At 62.7% G+C, this 13,118-nt stretch carries 9 protein-coding genes; 3 read left to right on the top strand and 6 right to left on the bottom strand.

The annotated features are described in order from the left end of the window. Positions 1-27: 27 nt before the first annotated feature. Entirely contained in the window at positions 28-2,052 is a 2,025-nt protein-coding gene (locus OIS53_RS10950; RefSeq protein WP_264678612.1) for a S9 family peptidase, read from the bottom strand. 190 nt (positions 2,053-2,242) lie between these two features. Here OIS53_RS10950 and OIS53_RS10945 point away from each other — a divergent pair, with 190 nt between their 5' ends. The 3 genes from OIS53_RS10945 to OIS53_RS10935 all read left to right on the top strand — a co-directional run bounded on the left by OIS53_RS10945 (position 2,243) and on the right by OIS53_RS10935 (position 6,811). Beyond that, positions 2,243-2,917 (top strand): OmpH/Skp family outer membrane protein, encoded by a 675-nt coding sequence (locus OIS53_RS10945; protein ID WP_264678611.1) that lies wholly within the window; start codon positions 2,243-2,245, stop codon positions 2,915-2,917. A gap of 305 nt (positions 2,918-3,222) precedes the next feature. After that, positions 3,223-5,622, top strand: coding sequence for a TonB-dependent receptor (locus OIS53_RS10940; protein WP_264678610.1), 2,400 nt, complete (start codon positions 3,223-3,225; stop codon positions 5,620-5,622). 211 nt (positions 5,623-5,833) lie between these two features. Further along, positions 5,834-6,811 (top strand): DUF4249 domain-containing protein, encoded by a 978-nt coding sequence (locus OIS53_RS10935; RefSeq protein WP_264678609.1) that lies wholly within the window; start codon positions 5,834-5,836, stop codon positions 6,809-6,811. A gap of 181 nt (positions 6,812-6,992) precedes the next feature. On the opposite strand, the gene OIS53_RS10930 is transcribed toward OIS53_RS10935, so the two are convergent. The 5 genes from OIS53_RS10930 to OIS53_RS10910 form a co-directional block, all read right to left on the bottom strand. Next, a complete protein-coding gene (locus tag OIS53_RS10930) occupies positions 6,993-7,568 on the bottom strand; it encodes a hypothetical protein (protein ID WP_264678608.1) in 576 nt (191 codons plus the stop codon). Positions 7,569-7,628: 60 nt separating this feature from the next. Further along, positions 7,629-8,297, bottom strand: coding sequence for an oxidoreductase (locus OIS53_RS10925; RefSeq protein WP_264678607.1), 669 nt, complete (start codon positions 8,295-8,297; stop codon positions 7,629-7,631). Between the two features lie 323 nt (positions 8,298-8,620). Then, positions 8,621-9,358 (bottom strand): REP-associated tyrosine transposase, encoded by a 738-nt coding sequence (locus OIS53_RS10920; protein ID WP_319805454.1) that lies wholly within the window; start codon positions 9,356-9,358, stop codon positions 8,621-8,623. 35 nt (positions 9,359-9,393) lie between these two features. Beyond that, on the bottom strand, positions 9,394-10,236 hold the full coding sequence (locus OIS53_RS10915) for a CvfB family protein (protein WP_264678606.1): 843 nt from the start codon (positions 10,234-10,236) through the stop codon (positions 9,394-9,396). Between the two features lie 247 nt (positions 10,237-10,483). Further along, positions 10,484-12,940, bottom strand: coding sequence for a discoidin domain-containing protein (locus OIS53_RS10910; protein WP_264678605.1), 2,457 nt, complete (start codon positions 12,938-12,940; stop codon positions 10,484-10,486). Positions 12,941-13,118: the final 178 nt, after the last annotated feature.

Below are 13,118 nucleotides of genomic sequence, written 5' to 3'. Positions count from 1 at the left end.
TAGTTATCGTCTGCCGCCAGGAACAACCTACTTCTTCGTTGCCAGCACCACCGTTTTGGGGTCTACGGTGATTTCCTGGAGGCGCTGGGCTACGGCGGGCGTCATCGACTCCTGGTAGCGGCCTTTCAGGTGCTGGGCCAGAAACTTCTCGGCCGCCGCTAGCATGGCCATATTGTTGACGGGGCGGGCGAAGCCGTGGCCTTCGTCGGGGGCGCAGAGGTACTGCACGGGGTAGTTCCGCTCCCGCAACGCCACCACAATCTGGTCCGACTCGGCTTTGTTCACGCGCGGGTCGTTGGCACCTTGCACCACCAGCAGGGGCGTTTTGATTTTGTCGGCTGAGTTCAGGGGCGACTGGCGCTCCAGCTGGGTTTTGCCGGCGGGCGTGCTGGGGTCACCCATGCGGCGGTAGAACTGCTGACGGATGGACTCCCAGTACGGCGGAATGGTAGTGAGCAGGGTGAGCAGGTTGGAGGGTGCCACAATGGCCACAGCCGCCGCGTACAGGTCGGGGGTGAACGTGACGCCGGCCAGCGCGGCGTAGCCGCCGTAGGAGCCGCCCATGATGCCTACGCGCTTGGGGTCGGCAATGCCCTGGGCCACCAGGTACTTCACGCCCCAGGTCAGGTCGTCCTGCATTTTCTGGCCCCACTCGTTGTTGCCGGCGTTCAGGAACTTCTTGCCGTAGCCGGTGCTGGCCCGGAAGTTGGGCGACAACACCGCGTAGCCGCGGTTGGCCAGCAGCTGGTGCAGGGAGTTGAAGCCGTACTGGTCGCGGGCCCAGGGGCCGCCGTGGGGCAAGATGATGACGGGCAGATTCTTGGCCGCCGCGCCCTTTGGTAAGGTCAGGTAGGCTGGAATCTCCAGCCCGTCCGACGACTTGTAGCGCACGGTTTTCATGTCGGCCAGGTCGGCGGCGCGCAGCTTGGGGCGCAGGTCAAACTGCTTGGTGAGCTGCTTGCTTTGACGGTCGAACAGGTACGTGGTGCCGGGCAGGGTAGCACTGGTGGCCGAAATCAGCCACAGCCGCTCGTCCTCCGTCGACGACACCGGGTAGAGGTCGGCGCCGGGCACCTGGGCCTGGATTTTCCGGAAGTCCTGCTCATAGGATTTGTCTTTCCACACCCGCCGCAGCCGGTCGTCCTGGTACGCCACGAAAATCGGCTCGTGCGTCTTCTCCGATAGCATGAGGCCGCCTACGTCCACGCGCTTGAGCGGGTCGGCATCCAGGGGTTCTTCCTTCTGCGTGGCCACGTTGAACAGCACCACCTCGCTCAGGTCGCGGGCGGCGCCGCAGTTGGTGATGAGGTACACGCGCTGGTTATCCTTGTGAAAGCCCACCACGGCGCTTTGCTCTTCCAGCGTGGTTTGGTAGATGGGCGTCAGCTTGTCGGCCTCCACGCGCAGCCACTCGGTGCTGCCATCCGGGGCCGAGCGGGAGGCCAGCCGCAGCTGGTCGTTCCAGTCGAACACCCAGCCCGTAATCCGGTCATTGTTTTGGCGCACCAGCGTTTTTTGGCCGGTGGCCAGGTTCAGCTTGTACAGGTCGTGCCAGGCTTTGTCCCGGTCGTTGAGCCCCACGTACAGGGCGTTTGGGTCGGTTTTGGGTACGTGGTAGAGCTGCACGCGCACCCCCTTCAGGCCGGTCAGGTCGCGGGCGGCGGGCACATCCTGGCCCGCGGCGGGCGCCTCGGTGGGGTTCACGGCGTACACGTTGAAATTTTCGTCGCCGCCTTTGTCCTGGGCGTAGAGCAGGTACTTGCCGTCGCGGCTCCAGAAGTAGCTGCGCACGGGGCGGGCCAGGTCGGCCGTCATGGGCCGGGCCGCGTCGAAAGGCTCGGCGGCGCGCTTCACCCAGATGTTGCGCGTGCCTTTGTAGGGCTTGATAAACGACATGAACTTGCCGTCGGGGGAAAGCTGGGCGCCTGAAATTTCAGGGTCGCCGAACAGCAGCTCCCGGTCGATAAGGGGCGGCAGTTGGGCTTGGCCCGGCGTGGCAAAAGCGGCCAGCGCCAGCAGCACGGCCACGAGATACAAAGTCCACTTTTTCATGAGCTGATGGGAGTTAGGTGAGAAAACGCACGCGCGGGCTGCACACCACAGCTACGGGAAGATAATATAAGTTAGCCCATATAGAATAGGGTTCAGGCTAGAATTTGACTGGTGCCACAAGAGCCCCCGCCTTTTTCCGTTTCTTTGAGCAGCCTTCGCGTGGGCAGTTTCGCTTTCTTGTTTCTTCTAGATGAAAAATTCGCTTCAACTCATCATTAACATTGTGCTGGGCCTAGCCGTGGCGGTGTTGTTCTACCTGCACTTTGCCGGCAAGCCCGCCGCTACCCCCAAAAAAGCCGCTGCTGCCACCGCCGCCGCGCCAGCCGCTGCATCGGCCGCTCCCGCCGCCACTCCCGACAACGACGAGCCCGCCGAGGCCGAACCCGCCGCCGTAGCCGACACCAACAAAGTGGCTTACGTGGAGTCGGGTAAGCTGCTCGATGGCTACCAGGGCATGAAGGATGCCCGCAAGAATTTCGAGGCCAAGGCCCGCCGCTGGGAATCCCAGAACAAAACCCTGGTGCAGGGCTTCCAGACGGCCGTGCAGCAGTATCAGCAGAAGGCCGAGGGCATGACCCAAGAGCAGCGGGCCGCCACCGAGCAGCAGCTGCAAGCCCGCCAGATGCAGGTAGCTCAGGAGCAGGAAAAGCTTCAGCGCACGGCTGCCGAGGAGGAAGCCAAGATGACTCAGCAGGTACTGGAGCGCATTAACAAGCAGATTGAGCGTTACGGCAAGCAGAACGGCTACCGTCTTATCCTGATTGCGGCTCCCAGCGGCACTATTGCCTACGGCCGCAAAGACATGGACATCACCAACCAGGTAATCAAGCACCTCAACGACGAGTACCGCGGGGGCAAGAAGTAACCCCACGTGCCGCCTGCCGACGTTGGGATAATCACCGTCCTGCTGAGCTTTTGGCGTCAGCACACGACATGCTTAACGAGGCCTGAGAACCAGGTTTTTGAACAGTCACTTACGCGTGTAAACGCCGGTCTTCCGTCAGGGAGGCCGGCGTTTTCTTGTTCCGGCGCCCCGGTAACGTGGGTTACGCATCTTTTTTATCTGCCTCAACCAACCATATGTCCTCAGGCAGCCTCAGCTATACCAAAACCCGCAGTGAGGCGTTGAAGCCCGGCTTGCATGTCATATTTGTACAATCTATTCCTTTTATGATTCAACTTCTTCGTTTCAGTATCGTGCTTGGTGGGCTGGCGGGAGCGGCCCTGCCCGCCTGGGCTCAGCAGGCCGCTCCGCCTACGCGCATCACCATCAGCGGCTACGTGCGCGACGCCGCCACCGGCGAAAACCTGATTGGCGTAGCGGTGGTCAGCCCGAGCACGGGGCAAGGCACGGCCACCAACACCTACGGGTTTTACTCGCTCACCCTCCCGGCCCAGGACTCGGTGCGCCTGCTGGTGAGCTACCTGGGCTTTGAGAAGGAGCGCTGGGCGGCGCCGGCCACCCGTAACCTCACGCGTGATTTCGGGCTACGGCCGGCCGGCAACCAGCTGGCCGACGTGCAGGTAATCGGCACGCGGGAAGAGAAAATAGCCCAGAGCACCCGCATGGGCACGGTCAACATCCCGATTGCGCAGATTAAAGCCGTGCCGGCCTTGTTTGGGGAGCGGGACGTGCTAAAGGTGCTGCAACTGCTGCCCGGCGTGCAAAGCGGCAGCGAAGGCACCTCGGGCCTGTACGTGCGCGGCGGCTCCCCCGACCAGAACCTGATTCTGCTGGATGGCACGCCCGTGTACAATGCCGCTCACCTGTTCGGGTTCTTCTCCGTCTTCAACGCCGACGCTCTGAATAACGTGGAGCTGATTAAGGGCGGCTTCCCGGCCCGCTACGGCGGGCGGCTGTCGTCGGTGCTGGATATTTCCATGAAGGAGGGCAACATGCAGCAGTTCCGGGGCGAGGGCGCCATTGGGCTGATTGCCTCCCGCCTCACGCTGGAAGGGCCCATCAAGAAAGACACCGCCTCCTTTATCTTCTCGGCCCGCCGCACCTACATCGACCTGCTGGCTCAGCCCCTGATCAGGATGGCGCTGGCGGCTGAGGGCACGAAAGGCACGTTTGGCTACTTCTTCCACGACCTCAACGGCAAGCTCAACTGGAAGCTCAGCCGCCGCGACCGGCTCTACCTGAGCGCCTACACCGGCTACGACAAGTTTTACGCCCGCACCCGCGACGAAAACGGGGCCGAGTACGACCAGACTAAATCGGGGCTGGGCTGGGGCAACCTGACGGCGGCCCTGCGCTGGAACCGGGTGCTGCACGACCAGCTATTCATGAACACCCACCTCACCTTCAGCCGCTACCAGTTTGATGTGGGCGTTGAGCAGGAAAACCGCTATGCCGACGGCAACGGCGAAACCCGAACCGACAAGGTTGCGCTGAAGTACCTGTCCAACATCCGGGACCTGAGCCTGAAAACCGACTTCGACTACACCCCGCTGCCCGACCACTACATCCGCTTCGGCGGGCAGTATATTCTGCACTCGTTCCGGCCGGGAGCCTTGCAGGTCAAAAACAACTCCTCGGACATAGGCTCCCGCCTGAACTCGGCCTCCCGTACCCTGGCCAGTGAGGCCTCACTCTACGCCGAAGACGACTTTCGGGTGTCGGAGCGGCTGAAGGTGAATGGGGGCGTGCGGCTGAACGCGTTTCTGGTGAACGGGCAGCTGTATCCGTCGCTGGAGCCGCGGGTGGCGGCGCGCTTCCTGCTCACCGAAGACTGGGCCCTGAAAGCCGCCTACGCCCGCACCACGCAGTACATTCACCTGCTCACCAACAGCGGCATCGGCCTGCCCACCGACCTGTGGGTGCCGGCCACGCCCAGGGTCAAGCCCCAGCGGGCCCAGCAGCTGAGCCTGGGGGCGGCCCGCACCCTGCGCCTGGGGGGCCAGGAGTATGAGCTCAGCCTGGAAAGCTACTACAAACCCATGCGCAACCTGATTGAGTACCGCGAGGGCGCCAGTTTCCTGGGCACCACCGACAACAACTGGCAGGACAAAGTAACCAGCGGCAACGGCTGGGCTTACGGCGGGGAGCTGTTTGTGCAGAAGAAGACGGGCCGCACCACCGGCTGGCTGGGCTACACGCTGGCCTGGAGCCGGCGCCGCTTCCCCGACCTCAACCAAGGCCGCATCTTCCCCTACAAGTACGACCGGCGCCACAATGCCTCGCTGGTGGTCATTCACCACTTCAGCCCCACGTTCACCCTGTCGGGCACGTGGGTGTACGGCACCGGCAACGCCGTGACACTGGGCCAGGGCCGCTTCAACCTGGGCGACTATGAGGTGCTGGAGGACTACGGCGAGCGGAACTCCTACCGCATGGCCGCCTACCACCGCCTCGACCTGGACCTGAGCAAAACCAAGAAGAAGCGCTGGGGCGAAGTGGTGAACAGCTTCTCGCTCTACAACGCCTACAGCCGCCGCAACCCCTACTACATCTACTTCCGGGGGGGCCGGCAAGACCCGAACGGCAACGTGACCCGCAAGCCCAGCTACCGCCAGGTGTCGCTGTTCCCGGTTCTGCCCTCCTTCAGCAAAGCCTTCCGGTTCTAGGCTGCCTGGTTTGTCGTTCAGCAGCGGCGCTATCAGCCCGTCCTGCTTCATCTGGCGTCCGCCCCGCGAAGCATCTCTCCCGCTTCGTTTGCACGATTGAAGTTAGCCAGCGGGAGAGATGCTTCAACAAGCTCAGCATGACCGTTCTACTTGTCACCTGTCACTTCTCGCCTCTCACCTCTGATTTCTCACTTCTCATTTCTATACCAAGGTGAAAAAGATACTTTCTGCGCTGCCCGTGGCTCTGCTGCTGGCTGGCTGCACCAACGACGTCAACCTTCCCGAGCCTAAGCACACGCCCCGCATTGCCTTGCGCTACGTGCTGAGTACCACCGCTCCGCAGCAGCAAGGCGAGCAGGAAGTGCGTTTCGGGCAGCTCTACGTGAGCAACAGCCAGCGCATGTTCGACACGCGCGAGCTAACCGGGCGCCCCGATGCTACCGTGGAAGTGCTCGACGCGGCCGGCACGGTGGTGGAGCGGTTTAAGCCGGCCCGGCACTCACCCGGCTCTCCGCGCCCCTTCAGCGGCTTCGACACTCAGCCCGGCAACTACGAGCCCACCCTGAACTTTGCCGGTCAGCCGGGCCAGACTTATACCCTGCGCGCCAGCCTGCCGGGCCTGGAGTCGGTGGCAAGCACCCTCACACTGCCCGCTCAGCCCCAGCTGGAAAGCGTCACCTTTACCCGGCGGGCTCCTGACCCCAACGACCCCGATGAGGTGCGGGGCCGCCTGGCGCTGACGCTCACCGACCCGGCCGCCTCCACCGATTACTACCTGGTGCAAGCCGAGCTGCTCGATGCCCAGGGCCAGCGCATCACCACCCTCTACGCCGATGAAGACGACGCAGACTTCCGGGTGGGCGCGTTTCAGCTGTCGAACCTGGGGCGGAATGTCTACGATTTGAACCCTTACGCCGACACCGACGTCAACGGCCGGCGCTTCACGCTCAGCTCCAACGTGAGCAGCTACTACAGCTGCTTCGGCAGCACCTGCGCGCCGCCGGCCTACGTGCAGGTTACCGTGCTCAGCCTCACCCCCGACCTGTACCGCTTCATCCAGTCGCAGCGCCGCTACGAGGAAACCCAGGAAAATCCCTTCGCCGAGCCGGCGCCGCTGCACTCCAATATTCGCACGGGCTACGGCATCTTCGGGGGCGCGGCCAGCACCCGGTACCGGGTTCGGCTGTAGCAGGGTTGCTGCGGGTCGCGTCTCTATAGCGGACTGACCTACTTGTAGCTTACGCCAACCGCTTCTGCAAAAAGTCTGTACGCACGCCAGCTGAGCGGCCGTACGGGGAATGTAAAAGCCCGACCCCGGAACAAACCGGGGTCGGGCTGAAGGCGAGGGCCGTGGGGGGGGCTGCCGGAAGCTAGAACGTGAAGCGCAGGCTTAGCGCGGCATCGTTGTAGAAGCCGGTGTAGCCGTCGAACACTTCAAAGAAGGGCTTATAATCGACGCCCACCACGAAGGGCAGGTCTTCCATCTTGTATTCGAGGCCGAGGATAAGGTCGGCGCCGGCGGCCAGGTACGGGTCCTCGTCTACTCGGTACACCGTGTAGTAGCGCTTGTTCTTGCCCCGGCCGTAGCGTCCGTCGTAGTAATAGTAGTAGCGGCGGTACGACCCCACGTGCGCCCCGGCGCCGTAGTAGAATTGCAGGCCTTTGAAGTCGGAAACAGGCTTGTGCTTTTCCAGCAGCAGCGTGACGCGGGCACCGCGGGCGGCGTACTCCCGGGTGACGAGACCCTCGAAGGCCACGTTGTTTTTGCCGCTCAGGAAGTGCTTGAACGTAAGCCCCGACGACCAACCTCCGCCGCGCAGGCCCAGGCCGGTTTGGTAGCCGGCCCCACTGCTGCCGCTGCCGCTCTTCTTTCTGCTTTGGGCCCAGGCTGTTTCCGTACCCGTCAGCAAGCCCAGGGTCAGCAAGCCAATAACCAGACGATTCATGTACTGCTTCAGTAAGTCAAAAGGTGAATGTCTGGCAAAAGTACAAATTGACCCGGAATACTACCGGGTAGCTTGCCCCCCCCGCGCAATGGCGGCGGAGAGGTGCACCCGCACCCCGCCCCCGTCATCTTCAGCGGCGCGCAGCATGGCCCGCGCCACGGTATCGGCCCCGATGGCGCGGTAGTGCTGCCACCGGCCGCGTAGCAGCGGGGTGGCCAGGCGCAGTAGCACAGCGCCCAATTGCTCGCCCAGGCGCTTTGCAGCGCGCGGCCCCAGCAGCAGGGAGGGCCGGAAGATGTGCACCGCCCGAAACGTCGTCTGCCGCACGGCCTCTTCCATTTCGCCCTTCACGCGGTTGTAGTAGATGCGGGAAGCCGGGTCGGCGCCCATAGCCGACACCACCAAAAACTGGCCTGCGAAATTGCCGGCCGTAAGGGCGGCCAGCTTCACCACGTAGTCATAATCTACCCGGTAAAAAGCCTCCCGGGAGCCGGCCTGGCGCATGGTGGTGCCCAGGCAGCAAAACACGTCGTCGGCAATAAGCTGCAAGCGGTGTTCCTCCAGCCTATCGAAGTCGACAACGCGCTGCTCCAGCTTGGGATGCACCAGCGGCAGCGGCCGCCGCCCCACGGCAATAACGCGGTTGTACCGCTCCGAAGCGAGTAGTAACGGCAGCAACTGGCTACCCACGAGGCCACTGGCCCCGGCAATAAGTGCGGTTTTGGTCATAGAGCAAACGAAGGGGAGAGACGAACCTGGTACGCAAGCTGCCGTCGAAACGCTGCGTCCGTTTCATCAGATGTTGCTTTCCCCAGCAACGTTGCTTGACCAGCTGGCACCGTCTGGCGCGAGGTTAGCGCAGCGTACCTCGTGCCGGCGCATGAGGTGGAGGCTGCGCCTCCACTGCCGCGGCAGCGGCAAGTCGGCACCGGGCCACCAGGAGCAGGCGTGGGTCGTTCTGACGTGGGGAGGCGCAGCCTCCCGGCATAGTCGGCACGAGTTACGCTGCGCTAACCTCGCGCCAGTGGAGGCCAGTGGAGTTAGATTAAACGTCAGCCAATGAAAAGCACTTCCAGCAGACCTGCTTGGCCGGCGTAGTTACGGGCGCTACTATACAGGAAATCCTCGGGAGCGTCTACAAAGCCCGCTACCACTGGGTTGCGGTGCACATAAGCTAAGCGCTGTTGCTGTAGTTCGTAAGAATACAACTCTACCGGGTGGTTGTTTTGCTGCCAGAATTGATATTGTTCGTTGTGGGCATTGTGTTGTCCGGCACGTTTAAACATCCAGAGCATCCAGTCACGTCGGCTCTCCTGCGTGTTTTCTTCGATGGCTCGTAAAATGGACTTGGCAGTGTGCCGCTTTAAATCCCGCAGAATGGAAGGAAGATGCTGGGTGGCGCTGCTGATGATTACATGTGCATGATTTGTCATAAGGCACCAAGCATACAACTCCAGCCCTTTGTGCTGCTGGCAGTAGCGTAAACTATCCACGAAGATGTCATTGTAGAGGCGCCGCGTGAATACATCAATCCAGTTGACTGTGGCAAAGGAAACGAAATACAGCTGCTGTGAATCTCTGATTTTATACTTCTCACTCATGCTAGTGAAATGATGAATCGTTACATAGTTGCTTTTCTCCACTGGCGCGAGTTTAGCGCAGCGTAACTCGTGCCCAATATGCCGGGAGGCTGCGCCTCCCCCGCCAGAACGATACTCGCCCGCACAACTCAGTCCCGCCTTGCCGCTGCGCGGCAGTGGAGGCGCAGCCTCCACCTCATAACTGGGCACGAGGTACGCTGCGCTAACCTCGCGCCAGACAGTAATTACTCCAGCGCCGACTCCCGTAGGCGGGTGTGCTCGGGAGCCAGGTCCACGAGGCTTTGCTTGTAGAGGGCGCCGAGGGCTTTCTTGAATACTTTTTTGCTCATGCCCAGGCGGCGGTAGATGTCGTCCGGCTCGCTTTTGTCGCCGAGGGGCAGCTGGCCGTTTGGGGCGTTGCGCAGAGCGGTGAGCAGGGTTTCGGCGGCGGCCAGGGCTTCGCCGTAGCCGGGGCGCTGGAGGGTGAGGTCGAGCTTGCCGTCGGGGCGCACCTGGCGCACGTAGCCGGGGTGCACGTTGCCCAGGCGCAGGGGCTTGAACACCTCATTGTGGTAGAGCAGGCCCTGGTGGGTGCCATCCACAATGGCCTTGTAGCCCAGGTCGGTTTCTTCGGCAATGAACAGCTCGGCAGCGTCGCCTTCCTTGCCGGGGTAGGGCTTGTCGCTCAGAAACCACTCCCACTTAGCAGAGGCCACGATGCGGTCCGTCGTCTCGTCCAGGTACACAAACACCGTTACCCGCTCGCCGGGGCGCAGGTTGCGGCGCTGGTTGCGGTAGGGCAGAAACAGGTCTTTCTCCAGGCCCCAGTCCAGAAAAGCGCCGGCGGGCGTCACGTCGCGCACGGTGAGGGCCGCAAACTGGCCCACGCGCACGAAGGGCTCCAGCGTCGTGGCAATCAGGCGGTCCTCGGAGTCGCGGTACACGAACACGCGCAGCCGGTCGCCCACGCCCGTGCCCAGCGGCACGTACTTGCGCGGCAGCAGCAGGTCGCCGTCGTCCGAGGTCAGGTATAGGCCAAAGTCAACTTCGCGGGCTACTTCCAGTTCGTTAAAATCGCCGAGGAGCATGAGTGGTGGGGCGGGGATAAAGGTGACGCAGGAGAAAGAGAAACCCCTGGGAGTAGGCAAAGATACGTGCATCCAAAGCCCAAGGTCGGCGCGCACCACGGCCCAAGCTAGCTCCAGCAAGCTGGTACGCACTTTCATGCCGCCCATCTACTACAACAAACAAACCGGTGGCTTCACGGCTGGCGCAGGCAATGAACCTGCGCCGGCCGTGAAGCCACCGGGTAAGAGGGGCTGGCTAGGCCGCGGCCTAGTTTCGCTTGACAAACTTGCCGGTTAGCTGCTGCTGGCCGGCCTGGACCACGAGGTGGTAGGTGTCTTCCTGCCAGTCGCGCACCGTAACGACGGAAGTCGATTGGGTGATAACGGTGCGGTATACTACGCGGCCCTGGGAGTTATACACGGTGAGTTCGGCCTTGCTGCGGCCATCCTTGGGCAGCACCTCATGCAGGTCTAGGGAAAGCTTTTCCTGGCTGGGGTTGGGGAAAGCCGCAAACGAGAGGGTGCGCGTGCTACCTGGTTTTTCCGGCAGCTTCGCCGGCATCCAGCTTGTGGTACTGGCGCCGCACTCCAGCTGCGGGGTGTAGACCTCCATTTCGTGCAGGGCAAACAGTGGCCAGGGACCTTTGGTGGCGTACATGCGCACGTAGCGGCCCGAAGCCCGGAGGTTCTTGATCAGGTCAATGCCGCCGTCGCCGCCGGTGGTGGTGTGCACGGTTTGCCAGGTGGCTTGGTCGTCGGACACCTGGATTTGGTAGTCCGAGGCGAGCAGGGAAAACTCCCAGAACAGCTTGACGGCCGATATTTTCTTCTTGCTGCCCAAATCCACCGTCAGCCACTGCGGCTCCCGCGCCCAAGACCAGGACGACGCCCACTTGGTGTCCAGCTTGCCGTCGAAGGCCTGGCTGGCGGCGCTGGCGGGGTTGTTGTCGGCAATGGACGAGGCTGTGGCCGGCCGCTTCTTGGCGTCGCTCAGGCCGATGTGGTTCTGGGTGTCGGCCCAGATCGGAATGTCCTCCACGCTGAAGTTGCTGCCCAGGGCTTCAAACTCGATCCGGGTCATATAGTGCACGCGGGGCTGGTAGCACTGCATAAAGCCCTGGTGGGTGTTGAGGCCGATAACCGTGCTGTCGTAGGAAGCCGAGGCCCAGTCGGTGTTGCGGCCCAGGTTCAGCTCGTGGGGGGCTTTGTCGAAGTTCCACTCCGGGGCCACGGCCACGTAGCGCATAATCAGGCCCTGCTTGCCGGTGGGGCCCCAGTTTACCCAGGTCACGCCATTGGCGGCGGTGGCATTGCGGGGCCGGTCGGCGGGGCTGGAATAGGCAATCATGTAGCGCCGCTGCCGGTCCAGGGCCACTTCGTCGTCCATCACAGAGTGCAGGGCGGCGCCGGGCAGCGGGGCCAGCGGGTCGTTGTCGTAGCCGCCGATAGACCAGTAGCGCAGCTGCCCGCGCTCCATCCGGGAGGTGCCGTTGCGGGTGTTCGGGAAGGTGGGCATGCGGCCCGTCAGCACGGCCACCATGCCGGGCTCCACCGACAAGTCGCGGCCCACGTAGGTGGCGTAGTTGTTGACCGTGGCGCTGCCTTCGTAGTTGCCGGGGGCGGGCTGAAACTCGCCCCGCCCGCTGGCGCCCAGGTCCACGGCCCGCACTTTGGCTTTGAACTCGGGGCTGTTCCAGCCGTTGGCCGCCCCAATGCCCGACAGGATGCTGCGGAAGATGCCCCAGCCCTTGCTCCAGCCCACCACGGCCGCCTTCGGGTCCACCACGGCCGGAATGGTGCGGGCCGGCACGGTGGCGTTGGCGTAGTTGCGGTACGGCGCGTTTTCCGAGCCCACGAAATACTTTTTGCCGTTCGGCAGCTCAAACCACACTTTGGGAATGGGCACCCCGCCCAGGCGGCCTTTGTCCTTGTCGGGGGCGTAGATGCGCACCCACACGTTGCCCAGGTTCCACTTGCCGGGGTTGGCTACGGGCAAGCCCAGGAAGTTTTTGAAGCCGTACGGCCCCTGGTACACCATCATGGCCGCCGTGCGCCGGTTGCTTTTCTGCCGGTATAAGGGGATGTGCGCCTTATCGTTGAGGCTTACCGGGTCGCCGGTTTGCAAGTCAAACTCCATCCGGTACTTGCGGTTCTTGGCCCGGCGGTTGGCGCCCGCGCGGTAGGGGTTCACGTTGCCCGGCAGCGGCTCAATGTCGGCATCCACAATGGACACTTCGGTGGTGCCAAACACGCCGGAGTAGTACTCCTTGCCGTTGAGTGGGGGCGTGACCTGCAAGCTGAAAAAGCGGGCGTACGGAAACTCGCCCTCAATTACCAGCTTGCTGCCCATGGGCGCCAGCGAAGTAGCCAGCAGGTAGTAGGTCACGTGCGGGTCGGGGTTGCCGTTGTAGGTCGAGTCTAGGTTGACTGGCTTGGCATAGCGCCGGATCCACGCTTCCTCGGGGCTTACCTCGTCGGGATTCTTCAGGTAGAAGTCTTTGTGGTCGGTGACGCCCTGGGGAATGAGCCGGTCCGGAATGCGGCTGGGCGCCTTGCCGTCGGCCCACTTCATGATGTAGGCCTGCAAGCTGTCGGAAAGAGTCTGGGCCTCCTGCTGCACCTGGGCGGGGTCTTCAAACGGGTACTTCTCCGGGTCGGGGATGATGCAGCCCGTCAGGTGAAGGCTCACGCCGAGGCCCAGGCGCCATAGTACGCTGTGTTTCATAGCGGTAAGGAATGGGGTTGGAGAGGCCCGCCGGCAAACGCCCACGGGCAACGGTGCTCCGAACATGCAGGATTGGAGTATAGCGGGCAAAAAAATTGAACCAACGGCCAGATATGCTGAACCAATGCCACCCGAGCGGCACTCTACGCCACCCGAAGTATCGTTTGCTCAGTATGTT

This window comes from Hymenobacter sp. YIM 151500-1, assembly GCF_025979885.1.
Taxonomy (GTDB): Bacteria; Bacteroidota; Bacteroidia; order Cytophagales; family Hymenobacteraceae; genus Hymenobacter.
This window is presented reverse-complemented; position numbering and strand designations above follow the sequence as displayed.

Bases quoted from the DNA above. Each gene is read 5' to 3' on its own strand.
- OIS53_RS10950 (WP_264678612.1), bottom strand. From the start codon at position 2,052: ATGAAAAAGTGGACTTTGTATCTCGTGGCCGTGCTGCTGGCGCTGGCC.
- OIS53_RS10945 (WP_264678611.1), top strand. From the start codon at position 2,243: ATGAAAAATTCGCTTCAACTCATCATTAACATTGTGCTGGGCCTAGCC.
- OIS53_RS10940 (WP_264678610.1), top strand. From the start codon at position 3,223: ATGATTCAACTTCTTCGTTTCAGTATCGTGCTTGGTGGGCTGGCGGGA.
- OIS53_RS10930 (WP_264678608.1), bottom strand. From the start codon at position 7,568: ATGAATCGTCTGGTTATTGGCTTGCTGACCCTGGGCTTGCTGACGGGT.
- OIS53_RS10925 (WP_264678607.1), bottom strand. From the start codon at position 8,297: ATGACCAAAACCGCACTTATTGCCGGGGCCAGTGGCCTCGTGGGTAGC.
- OIS53_RS10915 (WP_264678606.1), bottom strand. From the start codon at position 10,236: ATGCTCCTCGGCGATTTTAACGAACTGGAAGTAGCCCGCGAAGTTGAC.
- OIS53_RS10910 (WP_264678605.1), bottom strand. From the start codon at position 12,940: ATGAAACACAGCGTACTATGGCGCCTGGGCCTCGGCGTGAGCCTTCAC.